This window comes from Aestuariibacter salexigens DSM 15300, from assembly GCF_000429145.1.
GTDB classification, from domain to species: domain Bacteria; phylum Pseudomonadota; class Gammaproteobacteria; order Enterobacterales; family Alteromonadaceae; genus Aestuariibacter; species Aestuariibacter salexigens.
In genome coordinates this window covers 895,766-922,576 of record NZ_AUBH01000001.1, presented here as the reverse complement: position 1 = coordinate 922,576, position 26,811 = coordinate 895,766, and the positions used below count along the sequence as shown (strand labels likewise).

Annotated in this window: 24 protein-coding genes; 10 read left to right on the top strand and 14 right to left on the bottom strand. The window is 48.6% G+C overall.

The window, feature by feature from the left end:
• Positions 1–108: 108 nt before the first annotated feature.
• From purB to G441_RS0104115, 4 genes are all read right to left on the bottom strand, one after another.
• The gene (gene purB, locus G441_RS0104130) at positions 109–1,476 is read right to left on the bottom strand and encodes an adenylosuccinate lyase (RefSeq protein ID WP_026375183.1); all 1,368 of its coding nucleotides are present in this window, start codon (positions 1,474–1,476) and stop codon (positions 109–111) included.
• A 23-nt stretch (positions 1,477–1,499) separates the two neighbouring features.
• On the bottom strand, positions 1,500–2,111 hold the full coding sequence (hflD, locus tag G441_RS0104125) for a high frequency lysogenization protein HflD (protein ID WP_240485073.1): 612 nt from the start codon (positions 2,109–2,111) through the stop codon (positions 1,500–1,502).
• A 13-nt stretch (positions 2,112–2,124) separates the two neighbouring features.
• Positions 2,125–3,246 (bottom strand): tRNA 2-thiouridine(34) synthase MnmA, encoded by a 1,122-nt coding sequence (gene mnmA / locus G441_RS0104120; RefSeq protein WP_034474234.1) that lies wholly within the window; start codon positions 3,244–3,246, stop codon positions 2,125–2,127.
• A gap of 107 nt (positions 3,247–3,353) precedes the next feature.
• The gene (locus tag G441_RS0104115; RefSeq protein WP_026375180.1) at positions 3,354–3,902 is read right to left on the bottom strand and encodes an rRNA large subunit pseudouridine synthase E; all 549 of its coding nucleotides are present in this window, start codon (positions 3,900–3,902) and stop codon (positions 3,354–3,356) included.
• Positions 3,903–4,305: 403 nt separating this feature from the next.
• Here G441_RS0104115 and G441_RS0104110 point away from each other — a divergent pair, with 403 nt between their 5' ends.
• A complete protein-coding gene (locus tag G441_RS0104110) occupies positions 4,306–6,537 on the top strand; it encodes an NADP-dependent isocitrate dehydrogenase (protein ID WP_026375179.1) in 2,232 nt (743 codons plus the stop codon).
• Positions 6,538–6,632: 95 nt separating this feature from the next.
• Here G441_RS0104110 and cspD read toward each other — a convergent pair whose 3' ends face one another.
• A complete protein-coding gene (cspD, locus tag G441_RS0104105; protein WP_026375178.1) occupies positions 6,633–6,851 on the bottom strand; it encodes a cold shock domain-containing protein CspD in 219 nt (72 codons plus the stop codon).
• 227 nt (positions 6,852–7,078) lie between these two features.
• Here cspD and clpS point away from each other — a divergent pair, with 227 nt between their 5' ends.
• On the top strand, positions 7,079–7,399 hold the full coding sequence (gene clpS / locus G441_RS0104100) for an ATP-dependent Clp protease adapter ClpS (RefSeq protein WP_026375177.1): 321 nt from the start codon (positions 7,079–7,081) through the stop codon (positions 7,397–7,399).
• An 18-nt stretch (positions 7,400–7,417) separates the two neighbouring features.
• The gene (gene clpA, locus G441_RS0104095) at positions 7,418–9,688 is read left to right on the top strand and encodes an ATP-dependent Clp protease ATP-binding subunit ClpA (RefSeq protein ID WP_026375176.1); all 2,271 of its coding nucleotides are present in this window, start codon (positions 7,418–7,420) and stop codon (positions 9,686–9,688) included.
• A gap of 98 nt (positions 9,689–9,786) precedes the next feature.
• Here clpA and infA read toward each other — a convergent pair whose 3' ends face one another.
• From infA to trxB, 4 genes are all read right to left on the bottom strand, one after another.
• A complete protein-coding gene (infA, locus tag G441_RS0104090; RefSeq protein ID WP_026375175.1) occupies positions 9,787–10,005 on the bottom strand; it encodes a translation initiation factor IF-1 in 219 nt (72 codons plus the stop codon).
• A 74-nt stretch (positions 10,006–10,079) separates the two neighbouring features.
• Positions 10,080–10,778 carry an arginyltransferase gene (locus tag G441_RS0104085; RefSeq protein WP_026375174.1) on the bottom strand — a complete coding sequence of 233 codons (699 nt, stop codon included), beginning with the start codon at positions 10,776–10,778 and terminating at the stop codon, positions 10,080–10,082.
• Positions 10,778–11,539, bottom strand: a complete 762-nt coding sequence (gene aat, locus G441_RS0104080) for a leucyl/phenylalanyl-tRNA--protein transferase (protein ID WP_026375173.1) — start codon at positions 11,537–11,539, stop codon at positions 10,778–10,780. The genes G441_RS0104085 and aat overlap by 1 nt, the downstream gene beginning before the upstream one ends.
• Positions 11,540–11,585: 46 nt before the next feature.
• A complete protein-coding gene (trxB, locus tag G441_RS0104075) occupies positions 11,586–12,542 on the bottom strand; it encodes a thioredoxin-disulfide reductase (protein WP_026375172.1) in 957 nt (318 codons plus the stop codon).
• 214 nt (positions 12,543–12,756) lie between these two features.
• On the opposite strand from trxB, the gene G441_RS0104065 reads away from it, so the two are divergent.
• Both G441_RS0104065 and yfbV read left to right on the top strand, forming a co-directional pair.
• A complete protein-coding gene (locus G441_RS0104065) occupies positions 12,757–15,180 on the top strand; it encodes a PilZ domain-containing protein (RefSeq protein WP_026375171.1) in 2,424 nt (807 codons plus the stop codon).
• A 108-nt stretch (positions 15,181–15,288) separates the two neighbouring features.
• Positions 15,289–15,735 carry a terminus macrodomain insulation protein YfbV gene (gene yfbV / locus G441_RS0104060; RefSeq protein ID WP_026375170.1) on the top strand — a complete coding sequence of 149 codons (447 nt, stop codon included), beginning with the start codon at positions 15,289–15,291 and terminating at the stop codon, positions 15,733–15,735.
• On the opposite strand, the gene G441_RS0104055 is transcribed toward yfbV, so the two are convergent.
• The gene (locus tag G441_RS0104055) at positions 15,732–16,229 is read right to left on the bottom strand and encodes a SprT family zinc-dependent metalloprotease (protein ID WP_026375169.1); all 498 of its coding nucleotides are present in this window, start codon (positions 16,227–16,229) and stop codon (positions 15,732–15,734) included. The genes yfbV and G441_RS0104055 overlap by 4 nt on opposite strands.
• On the bottom strand, positions 16,226–18,085 hold the full coding sequence (sppA, locus tag G441_RS0104050; RefSeq protein ID WP_026375168.1) for a signal peptide peptidase SppA: 1,860 nt from the start codon (positions 18,083–18,085) through the stop codon (positions 16,226–16,228). Before sppA ends, G441_RS0104055 begins: the two co-directional genes overlap by 4 nt.
• A 137-nt stretch (positions 18,086–18,222) precedes the next feature.
• On the opposite strand from sppA, the gene G441_RS0104045 reads away from it, so the two are divergent.
• Positions 18,223–20,250, top strand: a complete 2,028-nt coding sequence (locus G441_RS0104045; protein ID WP_026375167.1) for an NADPH-dependent 2,4-dienoyl-CoA reductase — start codon at positions 18,223–18,225, stop codon at positions 20,248–20,250.
• Positions 20,251–20,258: 8 nt separating this feature from the next.
• Here G441_RS0104045 and G441_RS19645 read toward each other — a convergent pair whose 3' ends face one another.
• Complete coding sequence (locus G441_RS19645; RefSeq protein WP_156896255.1) at positions 20,259–20,435, bottom strand: hypothetical protein; 177 nt, start codon at positions 20,433–20,435, stop codon at positions 20,259–20,261.
• Positions 20,436–20,519: 84 nt separating this feature from the next.
• Here G441_RS19645 and G441_RS0104035 point away from each other — a divergent pair, with 84 nt between their 5' ends.
• Both G441_RS0104035 and G441_RS0104030 read left to right on the top strand, forming a co-directional pair.
• Positions 20,520–21,155, top strand: a complete 636-nt coding sequence (locus G441_RS0104035; RefSeq protein WP_034474229.1) for an HvfX family Cu-binding RiPP maturation protein — start codon at positions 20,520–20,522, stop codon at positions 21,153–21,155.
• Positions 21,156–21,240: 85 nt separating this feature from the next.
• Complete coding sequence (locus G441_RS0104030; protein WP_026375165.1) at positions 21,241–21,792, top strand: NAD(P)H nitroreductase; 552 nt, start codon at positions 21,241–21,243, stop codon at positions 21,790–21,792.
• A 12-nt stretch (positions 21,793–21,804) separates the two neighbouring features.
• Here G441_RS0104030 and pyk read toward each other — a convergent pair whose 3' ends face one another.
• The gene (pyk, locus tag G441_RS0104025; RefSeq protein ID WP_026375164.1) at positions 21,805–23,241 is read right to left on the bottom strand and encodes a pyruvate kinase; all 1,437 of its coding nucleotides are present in this window, start codon (positions 23,239–23,241) and stop codon (positions 21,805–21,807) included.
• Positions 23,242–23,476: 235 nt separating this feature from the next.
• The gene (locus tag G441_RS0104015) at positions 23,477–24,328 is read right to left on the bottom strand and encodes a MurR/RpiR family transcriptional regulator (protein WP_026375163.1); all 852 of its coding nucleotides are present in this window, start codon (positions 24,326–24,328) and stop codon (positions 23,477–23,479) included.
• A 295-nt stretch (positions 24,329–24,623) separates the two neighbouring features.
• Between G441_RS0104015 and zwf the strand changes: the two genes are divergently transcribed.
• Positions 24,624–26,114 (top strand): glucose-6-phosphate dehydrogenase, encoded by a 1,491-nt coding sequence (gene zwf, locus G441_RS0104010; protein ID WP_026375162.1) that lies wholly within the window; start codon positions 24,624–24,626, stop codon positions 26,112–26,114.
• A 2-nt stretch (positions 26,115–26,116) separates the two neighbouring features.
• On the top strand, positions 26,117–26,809 hold the full coding sequence (pgl, locus tag G441_RS0104005; protein WP_026375161.1) for a 6-phosphogluconolactonase: 693 nt from the start codon (positions 26,117–26,119) through the stop codon (positions 26,807–26,809).
• The last annotated feature ends 2 nt before the right edge of the window (positions 26,810–26,811 follow it).

Genomic DNA, 26,811 nt, shown 5'->3' with positions numbered 1-26,811 from the left:
GGCCACATATGGCCTTAAAATACAAAACGCCCGATGAAGTACACCGGGCGTTTACGTAACCTAAAAAGTGTCAATTTATTTTAGGACTAGTCATGGTCTATACGTGGATTATAACTGATCCACAAATGCGATCGCGCGACCGATATAACTTGCCGGTGTCAGGGCTTTCAGCTCTGTTTTGACCTCGTCCGGCAAGTCTAGTTTGTTTATAAACTCTGCCATTACCTGCTGATTTACTTTCTTGCCGCGCGTCAACTCTTTGAGCTTCTCATAAGGCTGTTCGATACCATAGCGGCGCATAACAGTCTGAATAGGCTCTGCCAACAGCTCCCAGTTGTTATCCAGTTCAGCAAGCAAACTTGCTTCATTCACTTCCAGTTTGGATATACCTTTGAGCGTTGCCTGATAGGCAATCAGTGAGTAACCAACGCCAACACCGAGGTTGCGCAGCACAGTAGAATCGGTCAAGTCTCGCTGCCAACGAGAAATTGGCAGCTTAGCTGACAAATGACCGAATACGGCATTGGCCAGACCCAGGTTACCCTCAGAATTTTCAAAATCGATTGGGTTAACCTTGTGGGGCATGGTCGATGAACCAATTTCACCAGCCACGGTTTTCTGCTTGAAATGACCCAGTGCGATGTATCCCCATACGTCGCGGTCAAAATCAATCAGAATCGTATTGAAACGGGCCATGGCATCGAACAATTCAGCGATGTAGTCATGGGGTTCAATCTGAGTTGTGAATGCGTTCCATGTCAGTCCTAAAGACGTGACAAACTGTTCCGAAAAATGATGCCAGTCTACGTCTGGGTAGGCTGATAAATGGGCGTTGTAGTTGCCAACAGCACCGTTGATTTTGCCTAGCAATGCGACCTTGGCAATTTGTTCACGCTGATGCTGAAGGCGCATCATCACATTCGCCATCTCTTTACCCATGGTGGTGGGTGACGCAGGCTGTCCATGAGTTCTGGCCATCATTGGAATGGCCTTATAATCGATAGCCAGCGCTTTTAAGGCATTGATGATCTGATCACAATAAGGCAGCACGACCAGATCTCTGGCTTCTTTAAGCATCAGTCCATGAGACAGATTATTAATGTCTTCTGAGGTACAGGCAAAGTGAATAAATTCACTTACCGCATTCAGTTCAGCGACGTCCGCGACTTGTTCTTTAAGGAAGTACTCAACTGCTTTAACGTCGTGATTTGTGGTGCGCTCAATATCTTTAATACGCTGCGCATCCTCAAGACTAAAGCTATCGACAATCTGATTAAGGCGGGCATTCGCTTCATCGCTGAATGCCGGCACTTCACCTATCAGCGGCTCGTTAGCCAGCGCCTGTAACCAACGCACTTCAACGCGTACGCGATATTTAAGCAAGCCAAACTCACTGAAAATAGTACGCAGTTTCTCAGCCTTGTTACCATAACGGCCATCTACCGGAGAGATAGCGGTGAGAGACGAAAGTTGCATGGAGTGCTCCTGAATAGTAGTAACTAGTTAATCTGTTGCAGCGCGTTACTTGCTGCACGAAGAATATGACTGCGGCGAAACAGAATATAGCGACGTTTGCCGCCCATCTGACGCCATAACACGGCTGCTCTGACGCCCGCCAGCAGCAACGCTCTCACCTTATTCTGATTGCCCGTCTGGGTCAGATTGGCAGGATTGCCTGCGACCTGAATACGGGGAGCCAGAGGACTGATAATGTCTGAATAAATACTTGCCAGGCTGGCAACCAGCTGTGCGTTATCTTCTGCACTGCTGTGTTGACGCTGACGTTGGGTATGGCCAATTCGTTCACCCAGCATAGCGAGGGCCTTTTTATTACGCGCTAATTTTCGCTCAAGACCGAGAATACTCGCCACATAGCGGGTAACTTCTGCATCTTTAGCTTGTGGCTGGTTACTCAACTGCGCTGCCAGGGTCTGAAATCCAAGTTGCAGACTGTCCAGCGAACCAAACACGTCGATAGGTTGCTGTGGATCGGTAACGGTTACACTATCAATTGTGGCCTGATAGGCGTTTAAATCACACCTTCCGGTGCGCGCGACCTGCTGTACCAACGCTGCCGCCTGGCATACCCCAGCCAGGGCAATATGCTGCATGTAATCTGCCATATTAACGAATGTAACTCTCAATAATGCCGCCGCCGAGACAAACATCTCCGTCATAAAAGACGGCAGATTGTCCTGGAGTCACGGCCTTTTGTGGTTGTTCAAAATCGACGCGTACACAGTCATCGTCAAGTGGTGTGATTGTGCAGGCGATATCATGCTGACGATACCGGGTTTTCACCCAGGCTTTAACCGCTGATGCCGGGCCTTTACGATCAACCCAGTCAAGCTGATTGGCAATCAGGCCCTGTGAGTAGAGCCTTGGATGATCGGCGCCTTGCCCTACGACCAGGACGTTGCGCTTTACGTCTTTATCAACCACATACCAGGGTGCATCGCCAAAATCTTTTAAGCCGCCAATATGCAGACCTTTGCGCTGCCCCAGTGTGTGATACATCAGGCCGTCGTGACGTCCGATCACTTCTCCTTCTGACGTTTCTATGTCTCCCGGCTGGGCCGGCAGATAACGCCCGAGGAAGTCCTTAAATTTGCGCTCACCAATAAAGCAAATGCCTGTGCTGTCTTTCTTATCGTGCGTGATTAAACCCTGCTCAGCAGCTATTTCACGGACCCGTGGCTTTTCGATGTCACCTATCGGGAACAGTGTCTGAGCGACATGCTTTTCTGCCAGCGTGTACAAAAAATAACTCTGATCTTTATTGTCATCATGGCCACGAATAAGCTTCCAGTGGCCGTCTTCAAATCGCCGTCTCACATAGTGTCCGGTAGCAATGTAATCTGCGCCAAGCTCTTCTGCAGCAAACTCAAGGAACGCTTTGAACTTAATTTCCTTATTGCACATGATGTCCGGGTTGGGCGTACGTCCTGCTTTGTATTCTGCCAGGAAGTATTCAAATACGTTGTCCCAGTATTCAGCTGCAAAATTAATGGTGTGCAGCTCTATACCCAGTTTATCCGCAACGGCCTGTGCATCAGCCAGATCCTCGGCGGCTGCGCAATATTCATCATCGTCGTCTTCTTCCCAGTTTTTCATAAACAATCCTTCGACCTGAAAACCCTGCTGCTTCAGCAAATAAGCAGAAACAGAAGAGTCCACACCACCGGACATGCCGATGATCACTTTTATTTGGTCTGCAGAGCGACTGTCGTTTGGAAGTTGCACCATGACTAAAAAATTGAAGCTGAAAAAACGGACGCGGATTCTAGCAGAATACCGCCATTACTGCATCTGGCCTGGGACGCTTTTTCGGATAAAATTGCAGCAGCAATGATTCACAATTCAACATACTCACCATTTTCAATGCCATCGATGGTCCAGTTGGCAACCCGGTAACGCACCAGACGCAGGGTAGGGTAGCCGACATGCGCGGTCATGCGACGTACCTGACGATTACGTCCTTCAGATAAGGTGATTGCCAGCCAGCTGGTTGGAATACTCTTGCGAAAGCGCACTGGTGGATCGCGCTCCCACAGCGATGGAGGCAAAATTTGCTCAACTTTAGCGGGCGCTGTCATGCCGTCTTTTAACTCTACGCCCTTTCGCAATGCCTGCAGAGCCGCATCGTCCGGCTCACCCTCTACTTGCACCCAGTAGGTCTTGCCAGTTTTATGTTTCGGGTTGGCCAGTTTGTGTTGCAGACGGCCCGAGTTAGTCAGTACCAGTAATCCCTCGCTGTCACGGTCCAGTCTGCCTGCCGCGTAGATATTTGGTATATCGATAAAGTCCTTTAAGGTTTTACGACCATCCGCATCGGTGAACTGGCTTAATACACTATAAGGTTTGTTGAATAACACGATTTTCGATTTGCTGGACGATGTCATGTGTAACCTGTGCTGATCAGACCAGTTTAGTAGTCTGCTACTCTCAATTGAAAAACCTGTACGTGACCTCATTCTACCTTGGGTAGCGACCAGGGTGTTAACCTCAGCGCTACCAAAGTCGTATATTTGGTCTATAACTAAAAGCCAGCACGGGCTTGTACACTGACCTTCGCGACGTATATCATCTGCGCCTGTTTATCTCTGCATCGTCAGCGCGCAGGGCAAGCAAACGTGTCATCCATCACCCAATGTGATCCGTTTGACCTGCAACACATAACAAGTCTGTCGATGATGAACGTGCCCGTTTGACCTAGCGGACGAAACGCAGCACGCAACACAATAAAACAAGTCATCCTACTGCGGATATCGTGGCTGGAGGCTGTCAACAACATTGAGGTTTGTAATGACCACGACTAAGTCAAAAATAATCTATACCAAAACTGACGAAGCGCCGATGCTGGCGACTTACTCATTGTTGCCGATTATACGCACCTTCGCTTCTGCAGCAGATATTGATGTTGAACTAAGTGATATCTCACTGGCAGCCCGCATTCTGGCCAACTTTGCCGATTACCTCGACGAAGATCAGCGTGTGCCAGACGCATTGGCTGAACTGGGTGAATTGACTCAAGACCCTAACGCAAACATTATTAAACTGCCTAATATCAGTGCCTCAATTCCTCAGCTTAATGCCGCCATCAAAGAGCTCAATAGTAAGGGCTTTAAGGTACCCGCCTATCCTGCTGAGCCAAAAAATGACCAAGAAAAAGAGATCAAAGAGCGCTACGGCAAGATTTTAGGTAGTGCTGTGAACCCGGTATTACGTGAGGGTAACTCAGACCGCCGTGCGCCTACAGCGGTGAAAAACTATGCGAAAAAGCATCCGCACTCCATGGGCGAGTGGAGCCAGGCCTCTCGCTCTCACGTCGCACACATGGGCGGCAAAGGCGACTTCTACTCACAGGAAAAGTCAGTCACTGTAGCCAAAGACGGCTATGTGCGGATTGAGCACACCGACAAAAACGGTAATGTGACCGTGCTGAAGCCGCGCGTTGACCTGCTGGCTGGCGAAGTCATCGACGGCATGTTCATGAGCAAAAAAGCGCTGTGTGAGTTCTTTGAGAAGCAGATTGAAGATGCCAAGCAAACAGGCGTGTTGTTCTCTTTGCACGTCAAGGCCACCATGATGAAAGTGTCTCACCCGATTGTATTTGGGCACTGCGTCAAGGTGTTTTATAAAGAGTTGTTTGAGAAATACGCCGACCTGTTCGATGAGTTGGGTGTTAATCCGAATGATGGACTGGGCAGCGTATATGACAAAATCGCTGATTTGCCCCAGTCTCAGCGGGCCGAGATTGAGCGCGATATCAACGCTTGCTATCTGGACCGTCCGCCCATTGCGATGGTGAACTCGGATAAAGGTATATCAAATCTGCACGTACCAAGTGACGTTATTGTTGATGCATCAATGCCTGCGATGATCCGTAACTCAGGCCAGATGTGGGGACCAGATGGTCGTCCTGCCGACACGAAAGCGGTGATCCCTGAGAGCACATACGCGACTATCTATCAGGAAATGATCAACTTCTGCAAAACGCACGGTGCGTTTGACCCAACCACTATGGGCACGGTACCCAATGTAGGTTTGATGGCACAAAAAGCGGAAGAATACGGCTCTCACGATAAAACGTTTGAAATGACTGCCGACGGCACCATGCGCATCATTGATCAGGATGACACGGTACTGATTGAGCACGAGGTAGAAGAAGGTGATATCTGGCGTATGTGTCAGACCAAAGATGCGCCTATCCGCGACTGGGTAAAACTTGCTGTCACCCGTGCACGTCAGTCTGGCATGCCTGCAGTGTTCTGGTTAGATGATGAGCGTGCGCACGATTGTCAGCTTATTGAAAAAGTAAACCAATACTTGCCTGAGCATGATACTGATGGTGTTGAAATCCACATCATGTCGCCTGTACGCGCTATCCGCTGGACGATGGAGCGTGCCATTCGTGGTCTGGATACTATTTCTGTGACCGGTAACGTGCTGCGCGACTACCTGACTGACCTGTTCCCTATCCTGGAATTGGGTACCAGCGCCAAGATGTTGTCAATCGTACCTCTGATGGCCGGTGGTGGCCTGTATGAAACCGGTGCGGGCGGCAGTGCGCCTAAGCACGTGCAACAGTTTGTAGAGGAAGGACATCTGCGCTGGGATTCGCTGGGTGAGTTCCTGGCACTGGCGGTTTCATTGGAAGACGTCGCCATCAAACAGGGTAACGGCCGCGCTAAACTGATCGCCACAGCGTTGGATAAAGCGACTGAAACCTTGCTCAATAATGGCAAGTCGCCATTGCGCAAAGCCGGTCAGCTGGACAACCGCGGTAGCCATTTCTATCTTGCTATGTACTGGGCTCAGGAGTTGGCGGCGCAAACCGAAGACGCTGAACTTGCCGCGCAGTTCAAAGCGCTGGCCGACAGACTGGCTGAGAATGAATCAGCTATTCTAGCGGAAATTGACGCTACGCAAGGCTCACCGGAAGATATCGGTGGCTACTACATGCCGGATGAAGACAAAGCCAGTACGGCCATGTTCCCAAGCAGTACCTTCAAGCAGGCATTGCAAGGCGCATAATGGTAAGCGTGGGGCAAGTGTTGCCCCGCATTTACACATAAAAAAAGCAGACCTTAGGGTCTGCTTTTTAGTATTCGTCCGATGGGTGGAATTGTCTATCGTTCAGGCTCGTCATCGATACCAATATTTTCTGCATGCAATCCTTTCGGACCCTGCTGTATATCAAAGGTAACGCTTTGGCCTGCCTTTAAAGAGCGATAGCCTTCCATTTGGATGGTTGAGTAATGAGCGAAGATATCTTCACCACCATCCTCAGGAACGATAAATCCAAACCCTTTTGCATTGTTAAACCATTTAACTCTGCCAACCGCCATACTTCTGCTTCCTCTTAATCCCTTGAACTGACACTTGGATGACCCCACAATAGAAGTGTAAACGGGTACACCTTACAGCAGTGGAGGGTGATCACTCGCAGGGCTTGCGCGTAGTCACTAACAAAACTGTAGATATTTTAACCGGTATCTGTCAAGGCGAATTTGCATATTTAATAAAAAAGCAAAAAAACTGATAAATTTGCCGGTAATCACACTATTATTTTTGTATGAGTAAAGACAACATCATGAGCATAGACGGCGAAAAGCAGCTGGAGGCGGTGAAGAAAAAGGTCCAACCTCCGCCGATGTACAAAGTGTTGCTCAATAATGATGATTACACACCGATGGATTTTGTTGTCGAAGTGTTGATGCGGTTTTTTAATATGGACGCGGAGAAAGCGAATCAGTTAATGTTGACCGTACATTATCGGGGCAAAGCAGTCTGTGGTATCTACACAGCCGAAATTGCGGAAACCAAGGTAATGCAGGTAAATCAGTATGCCAGAAAACATCAGCATCCGCTGATGTGCTCGATGGAGCAGGCTTAGTAGTGGGGAGCAGGTCAAATGCTGAATAAAGAGTTAGAGAAAACGTTGAATGAGGCGTTTATATTCGCCCGAGAGCACCGCCATGAATTCATGACGGTGGAGCATTTGTTACTTGCGTTGCTGGACAATAAAGAAGCAAAAGATGCCCTGAAGGCCTGTGGTGCCAATATTGAAGCAATTAAAATTGAATTGACCGATTTCGTAAAAGACACCACACCACTTATTCTTGATGATGCTGATAGCGACCGGGAAACCCAACCAACGTTAGGTTTTCAGCGTGTGTTACAGCGTGCGGTATTTCATGTGCAATCATCGGGCAAAGATGAAGTTACCGGTGCGAATGTACTGGTGGCGATTTTCAGCGAGCAAGAGTCTCAGGCCGTTTATATCCTCAAAAAGGCCGACGTCACCCGATTGGATGTGGTCAATTATATTTCCCATGGCGTGAGTAAAAATGATGATGAAGCTGCGCCCAGCCAGGACAGTGAAGAAGAAGTGGCTGAAGGTGAAGAGTCCTCGTCAATTCTGGACAAGTATTCCACCAACCTTAATACCATGGCCCGCGAGGGTAAAATTGACCCGCTGATTGGCCGCGACAATGAGTTAGAACGAACCATTCAGATCCTCTGCAGACGCCGTAAGAACAATCCATTGCTTGTCGGAGAGGCAGGTGTAGGTAAAACCGCAATTGCCGAAGGCTTGGCGTACCGTATCGTTAATGAAGAGGTGCCGGAAGTCATCGCGCAAAGTACGGTTTATTCACTGGATCTCGGCGGCTTGCTGGCGGGGACCAAATACCGTGGTGATTTTGAAAAACGTCTGAAAGGCATTTTGAAAGAGTTAACTGCAGACCCTCACGCTATTTTGTTTATCGATGAAATCCATACCATCATTGGTGCGGGAGCGGCCTCCGGCGGTGTAATGGACGCGTCAAATCTGCTTAAACCTAAGCTAAGCAGCGGCGAATTGCGTTGTATTGGTTCCACCACCTACCAGGAATACCAGGGCATTTTTGAGAAGGATAGGGCACTGGCAAGACGTTTCCAGAAAGTGGATATTGTCGAGCCGAGTGTCAGTGATACCACCAAGATCCTGATGGGACTGAAGTCTCGCTACGAGGAGCACCACAGTGTGCGTTTCACGCAGAAAGCGATTCAGGCGGCGGCCGAGCTATCAGCCAAATATATCAATGAACGGCATTTACCCGACAAGGCGATTGACGTGATGGATGAAGCTGGCGCGAGCCAGCGATTGTTGCCTGCTTCAAAGCGCAAAAAGACCATCAATGTCGGTGATATTGAGCACATTATTGCTAAAATGGCTCGAATTCCTGAAAAGTCTGTATCTGCATCTGATAAAGAAGTGCTCAAGAACCTGGATCGAAATCTGAAAATGGTGGTGTTTGGTCAGGACCAGGCTATTGATACGCTGGCGGACGCTATTCACCTACAGCGCTCGGGCTTGGGTAATGAATCACGGCCTATCGGCTGCTTTATGTTTGCAGGGCCCACTGGTGTTGGTAAAACCGAGGTGACCCAGCAGCTAGCCAAAATTATGGGCGTCGAGCTGGTGCGTTTTGATATGTCAGAGTACATGGAACGTCACGCCGTCAGTCGTCTAATCGGCGCGCCTCCAGGTTATGTGGGTTTTGACCAGGGCGGTTTGTTAACCGACGCGGTCATCAAAAATCCCTATTCTGTGGTATTGCTAGACGAGATTGAGAAAGCGCACAGTGATATCTACAACATTCTGTTGCAGGTAATGGATCATGGCACGCTGACGGATAACAACGGCCGTAAAGTCGACTTCCGTAACGTGGTGTTAGTGATGACTACAAACGCGGGCGTGCAGGAAACCGTGCGTAAATCGATTGGCTTCCAGCAGCAGGATCACAGCCATGATGCGCTCAGTGAGATCAATAAGGTGTTTACCCCTGAGTTCCGCAACCGACTGGATGCCATCATCTGGTTTAATCATCTGGGTAAAGACGTCATCTTGCAGGTGGTTGATAAATTTATTATTGAATTACAGGCTCAGTTGGACGCTAAGAGCGTGTCACTTGAAGTGTCAGACAAGGCAAGAAGCTGGTTGGCTGAAAAGGGTTATGACAAAGCCATGGGCGCCCGTCCGATGGCACGGCTAATCAAGGAAGAAATCAAAAAAGTGCTGGCCAACGAACTGTTGTTTGGAAAACTCGCCAATGGCGGTGTTGCCAAAGTAGGTCTGAAAGGCGGTAAGCTTTCCTTTGCCTATCAGTCAATGGATGAGCTGAAAAAGTCTGAAGCCTGATAAGAAACGTAAACCACATACGAAAAAGCCCGGTCTAGACCGGGCTTTTTGATGTTTTGACACCGCCAAAGGATTATGGCGCTACCTTATGACATTAATCAGCGAGCGCGGTAGATAATACGGCCCTTGGTTAAATCATAGGGCGTCAATTCTACGGTGACCTTGTCGCCGGTCAGAATGCGGATGTAATTTTTACGCATCTTTCCTGAAATATGCGCAGTAACGACGTGTCCGTTTTCCAATTCGACACGGAACATCGTGTTTGGAAGGGTGTCCAGCACCGTTCCTTCCATTTCAATGCAATCTTCTTTTGCCATGTAAAGCAGCTACCTCAAAGTACTGTAATTTTTGCCGCGCAGACCTTACCCAATCTGACCGTCGGTGTAAAGCGCTAGCTGGTATTTTTTGAGCAGTGATGCCATTTATCAGCATAGAAACGCTGATGTGGGTAAAAATTGCGCTTGTAATTCATTTTGCTGCAGTCATCTACCTGATAACCGAGATACAAAAATGCTTTGTCTAACTGCAGAGATTTTTCAATTTGTTGCAAGATCATGAAGGTGCCGAGCGAACGTTCCTCCATGTCGGGGGCAAAAAACGTATAAAGTGCTGATAACGCGTTGGGTAATTCGTCTGTTACTGCGACCGCTACGAGTTCGTCGTTGAGATAAGCCTCAATGAATAGGGGCGCAATCCAGGCGCAACGGATGAAACTGTGAAACTGCTGCACACTGGCTGGATACATGCTGCCAGTTTTATGCCGAGTGTTAATGTAGCGCTCATACAGCTGATAATGCGCTTCACGTTCATGACGACTGATCTTGCATGACAGGTCATGGTTGCGGCGCAAAATACGCTTCTGGCTCCTTGACGGTGTAAATTCCGTGACCGGCACGCGGATTGACTGACACGCTCTACAGGCTGGGCAATGGGGGCGATATACCTGATCGCCGCTACGCCTGAAACCACAGGAAATAAGCGCTTCATATTGGACAGGGTCGAGCGTTCCTTCATCTGCATACACCAGCAACTGCTCTGTTTGTGCAGGCAAGTAACTGCAAGAAAACCCCTGCGTCAGGCCAAACTTCATTAATAGACTCTACTCAGTTCTGTAATCTCTCTGGCTTGCCACATGTCATCATCTGTAATGATTGTCTGTGCATGTTTCAATCGTTGCAGAAATGCATCGCGAGCCAGGCTCTCACAACCCAGGCTGTGCAGATGTGGATTGGGTAACTGACAATCAATGAGTGTCATACCATGACGTTTCATCAAAGCAACCAGCGTGGCAAATGCCAGCTTTGATGTGTTTGTTTCGTAATGAAACATCGACTCCCCACAGAATACGCCGCCCAGTGCGATGCCGTAAAGCCCTCCGACCAGCTGTTGGTTATCCCATACCTCAATGGAGTGAGCAATATTCGCTTGGTGCAATTTGATGTATGCCTCAATCATATTGTCTGTTATCCAGGTATGCGAGCTACCGTCATCTGGCGCAGGCGCAATGCTGTCGGCTCCCAGTGCCGGTCCTCGACGCACTGTAGCGCAGGCAGTGATAACCTCTGGGAATGCGTGATTGAGTGTAATCGTGTAGTGATGTCGGCGGATAAATTTTGTCAGACTTCGGGAGCAATGAAAGTGCTCTGGAAAAAGCACGCCTCTGGGATTAGGCGACCACCACAGTATCGGCTCGCCTTCGTTAAACCATGGAAAAATACCGTTTCGATAGGCAAGTTCCAGCCTGTCTATCGACAGGTCTCCCCCAAAGGCCAACAAACCATTGGGCTCTTCCAAAGCATGTTTGGGATGTGGAAACGCTAGTCGTTGTGATAGCTGATACAGTTCAAGCATGGGATATCATCCGGCCTGACAGACAGGCCGGGCGTAATGTGGACGATTAATCTTCCAGGGCATCCAGGAATTTTTCGGCATCGAGGGCAGCCATACAGCCAGTTCCCGCAGATGTGATGGCCTGACGATAAATATGGTCGCTGACATCACCAGCGGCGAACACGCCAGGTACACTGGTTTGGGTGGCATTACCATTCAGACCACTGTTGACGACGATATAGCCGTCTTTCATCTCCAGTTCACCGTCAAAAATATCAGTATTAGGCTTGTGACCGATAGCGATAAAGACGCCCATTACGTCGATGACTTCAGTGGCGTCAGACTTGGTGTCTTTTACACGAATACCCGTTACGCCTTCTTCATCACCGAGCACCTCATCCAGTGTTCTGTCCAGATGCAGGACAACGTTGCCGTTTTTGGCTTTGTCCATCAGTCTATCTGCGAGAATTTTTTCACTGCGGAACGTGTCGCGACGATGCACAACGTGGACTTCTGAAGCGATATTGCTCAAGTATAATGCTTCTTCTACGGCAGTGTTGCCACCACCCACTACGGCCACTTTTTGGTTTCTATAGAAGAACCCATCACAGGTGGCACAGGCGGATACGCCTTTGCCCTGAAATGCCGTTTCTGATTCAAGCCCAAGGTATTTCGCCGATGCGCCAGTGGCAATAATCAGCGCATCACAGGTGTATACACCGTTATCGCCTTTCAGTGTAAATGGGCGTTTTGACAAGTCGGTCTCGTTGATGTGATCGAAAATAATTTCGGTATCAAACTTTTCGGCATGTTGTTGCATACGAACCATCAGGTCTGGTCCGGTTAATCCCTCAGGATCACCTGGCCAGTTTTCGACTTCGGTTGTCGTGGTGAGCTGGCCACCTTGTTGAATCCCTGTGAGGAGAACGGGATTAAGATTGGCGCGTGCAGCGTATACTGCCGCAGAATAACCAGCGGGTCCTGACCCGAGAATGAGAAGACGAACGTGTCTTGGTTCAGCCATGTGGAGCTCCAATGATGCTAAAACGTATGATTATAGTGATACTGTTCTGTTTTCGGTGTTACCGGCCAAAACGATCAAATTAATTGGCGAATTTTCTTAAAGTAGGGATAGAAATATCTTATTCAAGTCCAACTCTGAATAGTTATTGTAAGTGTTCTGGTAGACCAATACACTAACACCAACGATAAAAACGATAATTTTCAAAACAGGTCCTATGCCCCAACCGCTGTCAGAACAGGACATTCACAGTGCAGCACTTGCCCTGCGGTCAGAGTTTAACAATAAAAATCTTAAAGCACGCGTTACTGAACATGTGGGGCAGGGGGCATCAGCTAACGATATTTTCAACGTTGTTGCGCTTATCAAGCAGTGGGCTAAACCCTGCCAGCGTCCGATTGATATGCGTAGTCGCGAGCTCGAAGCCGTGGTGGAAAAGGTTGCATACGAAGGCATTATCCATTATCTGGACCCATTGACCCGACAGGCCTTTCTCGACGCATTGGCAGGATATAACGGCACGTATACCTTCGGTGTGTACGAATCCATCATCGCATTTATTGACCGCGAACAGGATAGAATTCACGTTAATGCCCTGGCATCCAGGTTTGATCTGCAGCCGCTTCAACTCGGTGCGCGTGTGGCACGAAGTGAAGAGCGTATGAACCTTGGTGTGAGGGTCAGCGTGTTCAGCAGTTCACTGCATGATACGCCGGAAGACCTGTGCCATGCTGATGAGCTGGATAATGTTGTTACTCAGGAAGCGGTTACCGTAGATATCTCTGCGACAGGCCTGCAAATCAGAACGTCAGATGATTTGAAAGTGAACCACGTCGCGTTGCAGTTTACCAGTTTCGAAGATGAGTACCTGTTCGCGCAAAAGCTGGTGGTGTACAAGATAGTGGGTAAAAAACGCACCGAAAAGGACACGTTTTTGTTCCTTAAGCTGCTTGACCTGCCGCATAACAGTGAGTTTGGCCAGTTTGCCATTCAGTTAATACGAAATAATAAGTTTCGCTATAAGGTGTCGCTGGATAACACCCTTGAGTCAGCCCAGAACCGTGTCTATGAACAGTTATTGTTACCCTATTACAAAGGCTTAGCTGAACTACAGGATAGTGCCTACCAGGGACGCTTGCGCACCTGCTCGCCGCTGGCGGTGGATGTGGACCAGTTTTTCACTTCTCAAAACCAGTCTGTGTTGAGCTCATTACTGAAGGCTATCCTGCCTCCGCTCAAAGGCGAATACGATGAGCATACGATAATCGTGTTCCGGCGACAGCATAAAGATAATCCATATCAATGGCATTTTTACGCGGCACAACTGACGCAGGAAACACAGCGATTTGCTGACTTTGCCTTATCCAAAGATAACTCTGGTTTGTTTATTGTCAGGCGGCGTCATATTGATGTGAGCGCGTTGCTGAAAACCAGTACGCTGGCTGGTACGGTTGATAACGCTACGGCCGAGAAGAGTCGAGCCAGTGATAGCAGCGAACAGTCAGCCTTTAAGATCGCGCCGAAATTACCGCCATTGCTGTCGAATCTCGATATTCTTGTCACTGTTGATAAGGTGCCAGACAATGTTATCAGCAAATGGTCAGCACAACGTGATAAGTTCAGTAAAGAAGAGATCCAAACGTTTAATCAGCACCTGGTCAGCGTGCGTCAGAACACAAACAGTCAACTTTCTCTGCTTGAGATCACATCATCGCCGACGATGCAGTTACCTGTGCGCCAGTCGCTCAATCTGAAGAAAGATAACTTTTCCATTAACGGTTATTCAACGTCTTTGGGGATTGAGCAAATCAGCGTCAGGTGCTCACAGAGAATGCCGTTCAGGAAAGGTGATAAGGTGATGTTGTCAACAGAGTATATGGCAACTCCCGGTCAACCCGAACGACTTCAGGCAAACTATCGCGTGCTGTCGATTAAAGGCTATACCGTCAATCTGGTGGTCACTGCAGAGCATGCAAAACTCGCTCAACAGTATTGGTTGGACTTACTGACCTGGCGCAACATTCCCGTTGTCCAGACCTACAATGATGACCTTCCTCATGGTGTATGTCTGGCAATGCGCAATGTAGTGGCGAAGTATCACGACAGTGTACCTGCGTTTTTATCAACCCGAAAAAACATGCCATGCACAGTAAAAGTCGCGATCAGTGATACACACCGACTTAATGATAATGCGTTTTGTACAGCACTGGAGAAAGCGCCCGAAGCGATGAAAAAGCAGCTTTGGTATGCATCGCAGTTTTTGGATGCGCTGTCATTGCTGATTAAACAGAACGAAAAAGAGGGTGACCATGTTGGTGAGTTGTTTCTTGCCATTGCGTTAGAGCCCCGGACAGCAAGATTCCAGCGCTTTAAAATTTGGCAAATGGATGAGCTGGATAGCGAGAAATTTCTTCTGTTCAAAAAGATTAACAGCACGTCAACCATTGTTGCGGGCTGGCTTAGCGTGCATCGTGCTTATCCGCTGTTTGATAAGTACTATCGAGATGAGCTCAAGTATGTGGGTAAGTATGCGCCGCATAAGGCGAAAAAATTATTGAGTGAAGCAGAAAAAACCTCCTTCATTGCGCAGTGGCACGATATGTCGTTGTTAACTGACTATTTATTTCCGGAAGCGTCCTGAACTACTGCCCTGAAGCCCTCGTAAATGAACATTATTATACTTTTATCTGGTGGCAATAATTGTGCCGATGGATATACTCAATAGGTAACAGTGTACAGGTGAACTAAGATGGCTCAATCCATTGCTTCAATGTTCAGGGACGGTCAGGACTATATGCACGAATGGCCGATGCAAAAGCAACTGTATGCGTTATTTCCTGAATGTCGAGTTATTGCAGCAACAAAATTTGGTCTCAAGGTGATGCCACCGGTCGCGGTCTTGGCGGCGATCACGATGGTTAACCAGATGGGCACGTCATATCTGCCTCAGGCGATTGCTGTCGCGGCATTTTTCATTAGTCTACCGATGCAGGGCTTGTTGTGGTTGGGTAATCGCGCCAATCAGCCTCTGCCACCGTCCGTAAGTGCCTGGTACAGAGAAATTCATGCCAAGATGCGCAGCCAGGGTCTGGCATTGCAAGCCGTTAAATCTCGTCCGCGCTATAAAGAGCTTGCCACTTTACTTAAGACGGCATTTAACGAGCTGGACCGCGTGTTCACCAAACAATGGTTTTAACTTTGCACCAGCACTTGCTTGCAGGTGCGGCAATGGTACGTTGCCTGACGCTTTACTACCTTATTGTGACGCCTGATACCTAACTGGATAATACCGCAGCGACACACGTAGGGCACAGTAGTGCCCTGTACAGAATGGGTGTTAAAACGGTGTGTGGTGCTTGCTGGCAAATTAAATACCTCTGTCATCAAGGCACGCCACTGTTGTCCATGGGGACGGACTCTGCCGTACACATGGTGTACCGCTAAATGACACACTTCGTGAGGCACTACCTCACGAATGAATGGATCTGGGTTTTCCAGCAATAGAACAGGGTTGAAGCGCAGTGTATTATTGTGAAGCCGCGCCTGACCCGCGGCACAGCCGCGAAGGTCAAAGCGTATATTAGGGGGAGGCAGGTTAACTCGCAGAGCCGCGTTCAGCTCTGCATAACAGTCCTCTACTCGGCAGAGCACGCGGTGTTTTACCTCGTCAGGCAGCGAGACTTTATTCAATACTCACACTGTAAGCAGAATGCGTACACTCCACGGGGGTCATTCAGCTTGGTAATATTGTCAAACTCACTGACCAACTGACTGACCATAGCAATTAGCTGACTGTCACTGTTAGCGAAATGTAGTTTACCAATCCATGCTGCCGTCTGGCCGAAGAATTCTTGCCAGAATAGCTCAGAGCTGCTCAAGTCGCGGTCGATATATTTGGTGTCATAGCTTTCCAGGTTTGCCAGCGCTGCTGCCGCTTTAACTGCGTCCTGCAGGTAGCCAATGTTATCGACGAGGCCTAGCTCGTGGGCTTTATTACCAATCCATACACGGCCCTGGGCAATTTCATCTACCTGCTGCATGGTCATGTCGCGCTCTTTGGCCACCAGCGAAATAAATTGCTGGTAGCCGTGCTCAATGCCTCGCTGAATGATATTGGACAACGTGGGATCCAGTGCACGAGCAGGGCTGAAGCCAGCAAAATCTGTGGTACCGACACCGTCAGTGTGCAGGCCAAGATAATTCAGCGTATTTTCATAGGTCATCAGCAGGCCGAATATGCCGATAGAGCCAGTAATGGTATTCGGAGCTGCCCAAATTTCATCTGCACTGGCGGCAATCCAGTAGCCACCTGATGCCGCATAGGTGCTCATCGCCGCGACCACAGGTTTGCCGGCACCTTTTAACTCTTCAATTTCCTGACGAATAACTTCTGACGCAAAGGCACTGCCACCAGGAGAATCAATGTACAGCACCACTGATTTTACGCTGTCATCTTCCAGGGCTTTACGCAATTTGCGAGCGGTTGAGTCTCCGCCAATAGTGCCGTCTTTTTGATTGCCGTTTAATATGGTGCCTTTGGCCACCACAATGCCGACTTTATCCAAATCGCTTTGCATCAGTATGGTTGCGGGCTTAATGACACGCAGATAACTATTCAGGCCGATAGCGGTAAAACCGAGTCGTGAATCATCATTGCCCACAATTTCACGCATTTCCGCACGAATTTGTGCGCGAGTTTTGAGTGCATCTACCCAGCCGTTTTCCAGTGCGTAGGCAGACAGGTCGCCATCGACCGCTTCAATCTTGGCTAAAAAGTCTTCAAAGGTTTCGTCAAAGGCATCAATATCAAGGTTCCGCGCTCGGGCCACGTCTGTTTTATATTGTTGCCATAAGGCTCCCAGCCATTCTGCATTGGCTTCTTTTGCGGCCTCTGACATATCGTTCCGCATAAAGGGTTCGACAGCCGACTTATAAGTACCTACACGGAAAACGTGGGTGGTGGCTTTAAGTTTCTCCAGTGCTTCTTTGAAATACAATGGGTAAGTACCATAGCCGTCCAGGGATATACCGCCCATTGGATTCAGATACACGTGGTCGGCATGAGCGGCAAGGTAATATTGGTTTTGCGTGAAGTAATCGCCAATCGCGTAGATAGGCTTGCCTGAAGTTTTGAAATCCTCCATGGCAGCAGTGATCTGTTGTAGCTTGTCCAGTCCCGCACGACGCAGTCCATGCAGGTCGAGTATTAAGGTCTTAATACGGCGGTCCTGTTTGGCATTCTCAATGGCGAGAAGAACGTCCTGTAGTAGTACTTCCGGGTTATCCTCTTTTTGGTCAAACGCTTCCTGCATGAAGGTTTCAAACGGGTCGACGGAGGTTTTCTGGATCACCAGATCGCCGTTCAGGTTCAGCACCAGAGCGCTGTGTTTAGGCACAATAATTTTATTATTGTCAGACATCACAACGACAATGAGGCCGACGATTATGACAATAAATACGATATTGAAGAAAAGCTTACGAACGAAATTCAAGCCGTTCCAAAGACCTACGAACAATGATTTCGTCCAACTACTGCGCTGTGTCATATCATTAACTACTACTATTTTTTACTCTAAACACTGATATCCTAACGAAAACTAAAAAGATCGCACAAAATTAATGTAATTTTTTGTGTAGCAAATATTGTCAGTAAACAAACTTAGCCAACAAGTGGTCGCCTAACATGACGAAAAATCCTCACTACCCACATCTTTTTGAGCCCCTGGACCTGGGCCACACTATTATAAAGAATCGCACCCTGATGGGATCAATGCACTTGGGGCTGGAAGAGGAGAAGCAAGGTTTTAATAAGCTTGCCGCGTTTTATGCGGAACGTGCGGCAGGCGAGGCTGGACTCATTGTCACCGGCGGAATTAGCCCGAATCGCGAAGGATGGGTGTATCCGTTTGCTGCACGGATGGCGAAGCCTAAACATGCACAAGCGCATCAGGTTATCACGGATAAAGTGCATCAGGCGGGGGGCAAGATTTGTATGCAAATTTTGCATACAGGACGCTATGGCTATCATCCACTGATCGTTGCTCCCTCTTCAGTACAGTCGCCCATCGTTCCCTTTAAGCCTCGTTCGCTTTCAAAACGGGGTATTCAGGCTACGGTTAAAGACTATGCAAATTGTGCAAAGCTGGCTAAGCAGGCAGGTTATGACGGTGTCGAAATCATGGGCTCCGAGGGCTACCTGATTAATCAGTTCATGTGCAAGCGCACCAACATGCGTGATGATGAATACGGTGGTCCTATCGAAAATCGTGCGCGCATCGCCAAAGAAATAATCAGCGAAGTGAGACAAGCGGTTGGTAGCGATTTTATTATCATCTTCCGCTTATCGATGTTGGATCTGGTAGAAGGTGGCAATACCTGGGAAGAAGTCGTACAGGCAGCAAAGATAGTAGAGCAGGCCGGTGTCGATCTTATCAACACAGGTATAGGCTGGCATGAGGCGAGGGTGCCTACCATTGTCACGTCAGTACCACGTGCGGCATTTACCTGGGTGACAGAGAAGTTACGTGCAGAAGTCAGCAAGCCGCTTATTGCCACTAACCGCATTAATACCCCTGAAATTGCTGAAACCATCCTGGCCAGCGGTCAGGCAGACATGGTGTCCATGGCACGTCCATTCCTGGCAGATGAAAACATTGTCGCCAAAGCAAAAGCGGGGCGGGCGCAGGACATTAACACCTGTATTGCCTGCAATCAGGCCTGTCTGGATCACAGTTTCCAGAAAAAACGGGCCAGCTGTCTGGTTAATCCCCGCGCTGGTTATGAAACAGAACTGAACTTTACCCTGACTACCCACAAAAAACGTATCGCAGTGGTCGGCGCGGGGCCCGCCGGTCTAGCGTTTAGTTGCTATGCCGCCGAGCGGGGGCATGACGTTACCCTGTTTGAAAAGGACGATAAAATTGGCGGGCAGTTTAATTATGCCAAACGGATACCCGGTAAAGAGGAATTCCATGAAACTCTGCGATATTTCTCAAACCGGCTAACGCAGCTGAATGTGACGGTGAATCTGAATACGCCCGCCGACGCTGCTATATTAAGCGGACAGGGGTTCGATGAGGTCGTGCTGGCAACAGGCATTGTGCCGCGCAGTGTAAATTTTGAAGGTCACGATCATCCTAAAGTGATGAGCTACCTGGATGTGCTGAGAGACAACAAACCCGTCGGTCAGAAAGTAGCAGTGATTGGCGCTGGCGGTATTGGCTTTGACGTATCTGAGTTCCTGCTCGAAGAAAATAGCCTGACGTTAAATGCCGAACAGTGGATGCGTCACTGGGGGATTGACAGGTCATATCAAACTGAAGGGGCACTCACAGATGCGCATGTTGAGCCACCACAGCGAGAGATTTATTTGTTACAACGCAAAAAATCGAAGCCAGGAAAAAATCTGGGGAAAACCTCGGGCTGGGTACACCGCACTAATTTGAAAAAAATGCAGGTACAAATGCTCGCTGGCGTCAGTTATGAGAAAGTCGACGATCAGGGACTGCATATCACCATCAATGATGAGCCTAGGCTGCTAGAGGTTGATAACGTGATTGTGTGTGCAGGTCAGGAGCCGCTGCGTGAGTTACAGCAGGCATTGATTAATAAGGGCATGTCTGTTCATCTTATTGGTGGCGCTGATGTCGCTGCGGAACTGGATGCCAAAAGAGCAATTCGCCAGGGCGCTGAACTGGCGGTAGCAATATAAATAATGGCTTACGTGTTGCGCTCATCCTCTTGCAGCCAACGCTGGATGAGCTTGGCAATGCGTTTGTAATCATCTTCGGCAAATGTCTTTAGCAGTGCACCCTGGCGCGCAGAGGGGTTCACTTTTCCTTGCTGGCGCTGATAAAGCCTGGATAACGGCGAGCGTGTTTTTTCAGAGCGTGGCACGTTTAATGTCTGTACAAGATGAAAGATTTTGACGCTATCGCCTATCTTAGGAGCTATTAGTCATTTTTTACAGTCAACTTCGTTATGTCACTGACCTTCAAGCTCTATCACATCTGGCAATCTTTTTTCACAGCGAGTCGCCATGCAGACGGGATTGCACCCCTGTTATTGCGGCTATATCTGGCGCCAGTGATGATCCAGGCGGGCTGGAATAAACTGTCAAACTTCGACGATACGGTAAACTGGTTTGCCGATCCTGAATGGGGCTTGGGTTTACCGTTTCCTGAAGTGCTGGCCGCGCTTGCCTCGGGCAGTGAATTTGTCGGTGGTTGGTTGCTGCTAGTGGGACTGGCTGTGCGAGTAGTCAGCCTTCCATTAATGGTTACGATGCTGGTTGCTGCGTTTACTGTGCACGGTCAAAATGGCTGGCTGGCGATAGCTGATGCCTCGAGCTGGTTTGCTGATGGAACGATTTTTTATAACCAGCAGGTGATGGATGCGCCGCAAAAGATAGCAGCAGCAACCTCTCTGTTGCAGCAGCATGGGCATTATGACTGGCTAACCGCAAGTGGCAACTTTGTTATCCTGAATAACGGTATGGAGTTTGCTATTACCTATTTCATCATGTTAGTGGCGTTATTTTTTAGCGGGGCGGGCCGCTATACCAGCGTCGATTATTGGTTGCACCTGGTGTTTGAACGACACATCCGATCGGCCTAAAAATTCACGCGATTTTATTTGTCAGTATTGGCTTTTATGTCAATAATTGGCCCATCGCTGGACAAAACGGATCGCCAACGTCGCTATGCAAGCTATTGAACTGTTACTTAATCGCTCATCACAGCCCCGACTTCAAGCCCCTGCGCCAAGCGGAGAAGATCTGAATATCATTATGCAGGCCGCGCTCAGAGCGCCGGACCATGCGTGTCTGACGCCTTGGCAGTTTGTGGTATGTGAAGGCGCGGGATTGGGTAAACTCGGCGAAGTGTTTACCCAGGCAGCGATTGTTGCCGGCAAATCAGATAAGGAAATTGATAGGGCTGGCCAGTTACCTCTTCGTGCTCCCATGGTCATTGTCGCGATCAGCAAATACAAAGAACATGACAAGGTTCCCTGGGTTGAGCAGGTTGCGTCTACGTCCTGTGCCGTGCATGCAATGCAGATGGCCGCAGTTGCGCTAGGGTATAGCGGGATGTGGCGAACCGGCAGTTATGCTCACGATGACACGGTCAAAGAGGCGTTCAATTTGAATGACGAGGATGAAATCGTCGGATTTCTTTATCTTGGCACACCGGTTGTCTCGCCGGCACCCAAGCCGGCGCGAGACTGCAGTGAGTATTTTTCTTTCTGGCGCTAGCGCGCAGATACGTTATTCAACAGAGACGATTTTGCAGGCATTGGTAGATCCTATGGTTTCCATCATATCGCCATAGGTCATGATAAACTGATCGCCACTTTTCACCGCGTCAATGTCCTTTAACGTATCAATGACATCCTGCTTCAATTGCCCAGGTAAACTGCGGCTGCTGTCAAAAAATACCGGTTTTACACCACGGTACAGCGACATCGCATTCAGCGTGTCGGTATGTCTTGAAAGGGCGTAAATGGGTAAAGACGTGGTGATACGGGACATAAGCCTTGGCGTGCTGCCTGATTCAGTCAAGCCCACGATGGCTTTGACAGAAGGCAGATGATTAGCTGCGTAAACCGCTGAGAGGGAAATCGTCTCACTGATTGAGGTAAATTTCTCATCAATACGATGCTTGGAGAATTTCACGCTGGGATGGGTTTCAGCGCCTTCACACACTCGCGCCATGGCTTTAACCGTCTCAACCGGATATTGACCCGCTGCAGTTTCAGCCGACAACATTACCGCGTCGGTGCCATCCAGTACCGCATTAGCGACGTCCATGACTTCAGCTCGTGTAGGCATCGGGTTATCGATCATAGACTCCATCATTTGTGTCGCCGTGATCACCACTTTATTCAGCTGTCGCGAGCGAGCGATCAATTTCTTTTGCACACCGACCAGCTCAGCGTCACCAATTTCTACTCCTAAATCGCCCCTGGCTACCATAACCGCATCTGATGCTTCGATAATGTCGGTAATGGCCTCTTCCGTCGCCACGGCTTCAGCACGTTCCACTTTGGCGACAAGATAGGCGTTGCAGCCGGCCTGCTTGGCGAGCTTGCGGGCGTATTCCATATCCGCGCCACAGCGTGGGAACGATACTGCCAGATAATCCACACCAATCTTTGCTGCAGTCACGATGTCCTGCTTGTCTTTTTCGGTCAGTGCTTCAGCAGATAACCCACCACCCAGACGGTTGATGCCTTTGTTGTTAGATAGCTTGCCACCTACGGTAACTTTTGTGTGTACTTTAGCGCCTTCGACACCAGTAACTTCAAGCTGGATACGTCCATCGTCAAGAAGCAAAATATCACCCGCGCCGACATCCTGAGGAAGGGCTTTATAATCGATACCTACTGCATGCTGATGGCCTTCGTCCCGACCCATTTCAGCGTCGAGCACAAAATGAGCTCCTTCTGCTAACTTGACAGATCCTTCGACAAACTTGGCCACCCGTATTTTAGGACCCTGCAGATCGCCCAGGATGGCCACAAATTTACCCAGTCGCTGAGCTGCAGCTCTGACGCGCTTGGCGCGCTCAATATGATCGTCCGCGGTGCCGTGTGAAAAGTTCATCCGTACGACGTTGGCACCGGCAGCAATGACCGCTTCAATTTTTTCATCGGTATCTGTCGCGGGGCCGAGTGTAGCGAGTATCTTGGTTCTTCTGATCATGATGTCGTCGTTATTCTTGTCGGTTAGGTGCGTGATGCGTCATTGACTGTCCTACGTGCAGGTGACAATTGAATGACAATTTGTAATTTTATTACAGAAAATATAATGCAAGGGCAGAATAATGTGAAATTATTTGACGAAAAAAGCCTGTATGAGGCGACTGGTCTGCCCAGTAAATATTAAAAAGGCGCATACCACGTTCAGTGATAGCGCCTTTTCACACTTTTCTCTTCGTCTATTCTGGCCTTTTTTCATAGCGTGAACCACGCAGCGTCTCTTTTACTCGCTTCAGATTTTCTCTGAATTTACTGCCGCGCCTCAAGGTGAAACCTGTGGCTAGAATATCAATTAATGTCAGCTGTGCGATACGAGAGGCCATCGGCATGTACATGTCTGTATCTTCTGGCACATCGAGTGATACGACCAGGCTGCATTCCTTCGCTAATGGGCTGTGCTGAGACGTCAGGCCAATCACAGTGGCATCATTACCGCGTGCGATTTGGGCAATTTCCACCAGACTTTTGGTGCGCCCGGTGTGCGAAATCATGACGACCACATCTTCTTCATTGCAGTTCATACAGCTCATGCGCTGCATCAGAATGTCTTCAAAATACACCACCGGTACATTGAAGCGAAAAAACTTATTCAATGCATCATGGGCGACTGAGGCTGAAGCGCCTAATCCAAAAAAGGAAATGCGCTGCGCCTGGGTTAATAAATCGACCGCCCGGTTAATGACCGATATATCGACTGACTGCCTGGCCACTTCCAGAGAGGCCATGGTCGATTCGAAAATTTTGTTGGTGTATTCCTCTGGTCCGTCAGTTTCTTCAACATGCCGGTTAACGAAAGGTGTTCCGTTAGCTAAACTTTGTGCAAGGTGCAATTTGAAGTCTGGAAACCCTTTGGTATCCAGACGTCGGCAAAATCGGTTTACCGTCGGCTCACTCACGTCTGACATCTTGGCTAAGGTAGCAATGCTTGAGTGAATCGCTGTTTGTGGATTACTCAGGATAACCTCGGCAACCTTACGCTCTGATTTACTGAATGCAGCTTTTTGTTGAGTGATTTTTTCAAGAATATTCATACGCGTGATGCTATTTTTCTTATACTGATGTTTACTTTCAGTTTTGTCGGTTGACGTTGAAATTTACGTCGCAATTGGTCTTTATTGTTGTAACTTTTTGACATTATTGCCAGTAAAAAATCCACATTTGCGTTGTATCACCGCAATGGACGCTGAAAAAAGATGACTTAAAGTTGTAAAATTACAACATAAATGAGTAATATAAACAAAATATCGAAGGTTTAGTGTAGATAATTAAGTAAAATTACAAAATAAACACTAAGCTTAAGGTAACAACTATAAAAGGTTTTTCGATATGGTGTTGGAAACTTCTTTCGAACCTTGTGATTTCATTTTATTTGGAACACTTGGTGATCTGGCGCGCAGAAAGCTACTGCCGTCCCTCTATCAGCTTGAGAAAGCCAATTTGCTTCACGCTGACAGTAAAATCATAGGTGTCGCTCGACAGGACCTGAGCATTGATGACTACATCAGCAAAGTAAAAGAAAACGTTGAAAAGTTCACCAAGGAAGAAATGTGTCAGGACACCTGGGAGCGCTTGCAAAACAAACTCGATTACGTTTGTGTGGATATGAAGAATACTGACAGTTACTCAGCGTTCACCACTCATGTTGATCCCTCACGCATCATGGTCTGCTATCTGGCGACACCGCCTTCAATATACGGCGATATTTGTAAGGGGCTGAAAGCGGCTGACATTATCGACAAAACCATGCGAGTGGTGTTGGAGAAGCCGATTGGGCACGACCTGGCGACATCTAAAGTTATCAATGACCAGGTTGCTGAGTACTTTGATGAGTCACAGATTTACCGCATTGACCATTATCTGGGCAAAGAAACGGTGTTAAACCTGGTGGCGCTGCGCTTCGCTAATTCAATATTTGCGACCAACTGGGATCACAATTGTATCGACCACGTGCAAATATCAGTTGCTGAGTCAGTAGGCATTGAAGGCCGTTGGGGTTATTTCGACGATGCCGGCCAGATGCGAGACATGGTGCAAAATCACCTGTTACAGATACTCACGCTGGTTGCCATGGAGCCACCTACGACGCTGGATGCTGACGCAATTCGTGATGAAAAGTTAAAGGTGCTTAAAGCACTGCGCCCGATCAATGCCAGCAATGTGGCCGAAACAACGGTCAGAGGTCAGTACACCAATGGCTTTGTGAAGGGGGAGGAAGTCCCGGGGTACCTGGAAGAGCCTGACGCCAACAAATCCAGCCGCACAGAAACCTTCGTGGCGCTAAAAGTGGAGCTGGATAACTGGCGCTGGGCTGGTGTGCCGTTTTACCTGCGTACTGGTAAGCGTATGCCGACCAAAGCCAGTGAAGTGGTGATTTATTTCAAGCGTCAGCCGCACAATTTGTTTAAAGACAGCTTTGCTAAACTACCACCCAATAAACTGGTGATCCGCCTGCAGCCTGATGAGGGCGTCGAGGTTACGGTAATGAACAAAGTGCCGGGCCTGACCACCAGTGGCTCAATGGATCTGCAAAAATCCAAACTTAACCTGTCATTTTCTGAAACCTTCACGGACGAGCGTATCGCCGATGCCTATGAAAAACTTCTACTGGAAGTGATGATCGGTAATCAGGCGCTATTTGTGCGTCGCGATGAAGTCGAGCACTCATGGAAATGGGTAGATTCCATACTTGAAGCCTGGAAAGACACAAACGAAGAGCCAGAGCCATATCAGGCCGGCACCTGGGGACCTGTTGCTTCAATTGGTCTGTTAGCCAGTGAAGGCCGAGCATGGTATGAAAGCCGACTGGGGAAACGTTAACCATGAGCTTACACATACAGACATTTAAGGACAGTGACGAACTCACTGCACAATTTGCTCGTCAGATTGCAGATATTCTGGAACAGAATGTCAAACAATACGGTCAAGCCAGTTTAATAGTGTCAGGTGGCCGCACCCCTGTAGCGCTGTTCGAGACGCTATCAACTATGGCATTGCCGTGGGACAGCATCATCGTTAGCCTGGCTGACGAGCGCTGGGTGAACGCAGATGATGAGGCGAGCAATGAAAAACTCGTGCGCACTCATCTGCTTAAAGATAACGCTGCCGCAGCACAGTTCGTACCTTTGAAAACGGACCATGATGATGCCAAAGATGCGGTGCAAACGTTAAGTCAGAATCAGCAACTGCTCGGAGCGCCATTTGACGTGTTAATTCTTGGTATGGGTGAAGATGGACACACCGCATCTTTATTCCCTTGTAGCGAACAGGTACAGGCCGGGTTAGATATGAACTCTGGCCAGCGCTATATCGCGGTGCAGCCGACAACCGCGCCGCATCAGCGCATGTCATTGACGTTACCGGCACTGCTCAACAGCCGCCATATCTTTTTGCATCTTACCGGTGAGCGCAAACGTGAAGTGCTCGAGCAGGCATTGGCCGAAGGTAATGAGGTGGCAAAACCGATCGTTGCGGTGGTTCAGCGCAGTGATGTAGAACTGATGTGGGCTCCCTAACA

Excerpts from the sequence above, each read along its gene's own strand:
- purB (WP_026375183.1), bottom strand. The coding sequence starts at position 1,476 with ATGCAACTTTCGTCTCTCACCGCTATCTCTCCGGTAGATGGCCGTTAT.
- hflD (WP_240485073.1), bottom strand. The coding sequence starts at position 2,111 with ATGCAGCATATTGCCCTGGCTGGGGTATGCCAGGCGGCAGCGTTGGTA.
- mnmA (WP_034474234.1), bottom strand. The coding sequence starts at position 3,246 with ATGGTGCAACTTCCAAACGACAGTCGCTCTGCAGACCAAATAAAAGTG.
- G441_RS0104115 (WP_026375180.1), bottom strand. The coding sequence starts at position 3,902 with ATGACATCGTCCAGCAAATCGAAAATCGTGTTATTCAACAAACCTTAT.
- G441_RS0104110 (WP_026375179.1), top strand. The coding sequence starts at position 4,306 with ATGACCACGACTAAGTCAAAAATAATCTATACCAAAACTGACGAAGCG.
- cspD (WP_026375178.1), bottom strand. The coding sequence starts at position 6,851 with ATGGCGGTTGGCAGAGTTAAATGGTTTAACAATGCAAAAGGGTTTGGA.
- clpS (WP_026375177.1), top strand. The coding sequence starts at position 7,079 with ATGAGTAAAGACAACATCATGAGCATAGACGGCGAAAAGCAGCTGGAG.
- clpA (WP_026375176.1), top strand. The coding sequence starts at position 7,418 with ATGCTGAATAAAGAGTTAGAGAAAACGTTGAATGAGGCGTTTATATTC.
- infA (WP_026375175.1), bottom strand. The coding sequence starts at position 10,005 with ATGGCAAAAGAAGATTGCATTGAAATGGAAGGAACGGTGCTGGACACC.
- G441_RS0104085 (WP_026375174.1), bottom strand. The coding sequence starts at position 10,778 with ATGAAGTTTGGCCTGACGCAGGGGTTTTCTTGCAGTTACTTGCCTGCA.
- aat (WP_026375173.1), bottom strand. The coding sequence starts at position 11,539 with ATGCTTGAACTGTATCAGCTATCACAACGACTAGCGTTTCCACATCCC.
- trxB (WP_026375172.1), bottom strand. The coding sequence starts at position 12,542 with ATGGCTGAACCAAGACACGTTCGTCTTCTCATTCTCGGGTCAGGACCC.
- G441_RS0104065 (WP_026375171.1), top strand. The coding sequence starts at position 12,757 with ATGCCCCAACCGCTGTCAGAACAGGACATTCACAGTGCAGCACTTGCC.
- yfbV (WP_026375170.1), top strand. The coding sequence starts at position 15,289 with ATGGCTCAATCCATTGCTTCAATGTTCAGGGACGGTCAGGACTATATG.
- sppA (WP_026375168.1), bottom strand. The coding sequence starts at position 18,085 with ATGACACAGCGCAGTAGTTGGACGAAATCATTGTTCGTAGGTCTTTGG.
- G441_RS0104045 (WP_026375167.1), top strand. The coding sequence starts at position 18,223 with ATGACGAAAAATCCTCACTACCCACATCTTTTTGAGCCCCTGGACCTG.
- G441_RS0104035 (WP_034474229.1), top strand. The coding sequence starts at position 20,520 with ATGTCACTGACCTTCAAGCTCTATCACATCTGGCAATCTTTTTTCACA.
- G441_RS0104030 (WP_026375165.1), top strand. The coding sequence starts at position 21,241 with ATGCAAGCTATTGAACTGTTACTTAATCGCTCATCACAGCCCCGACTT.
- pyk (WP_026375164.1), bottom strand. The coding sequence starts at position 23,241 with ATGATCAGAAGAACCAAGATACTCGCTACACTCGGCCCCGCGACAGAT.
- G441_RS0104015 (WP_026375163.1), bottom strand. The coding sequence starts at position 24,328 with ATGAATATTCTTGAAAAAATCACTCAACAAAAAGCTGCATTCAGTAAA.
- zwf (WP_026375162.1), top strand. The coding sequence starts at position 24,624 with ATGGTGTTGGAAACTTCTTTCGAACCTTGTGATTTCATTTTATTTGGA.
- pgl (WP_026375161.1), top strand. The coding sequence starts at position 26,117 with ATGAGCTTACACATACAGACATTTAAGGACAGTGACGAACTCACTGCA.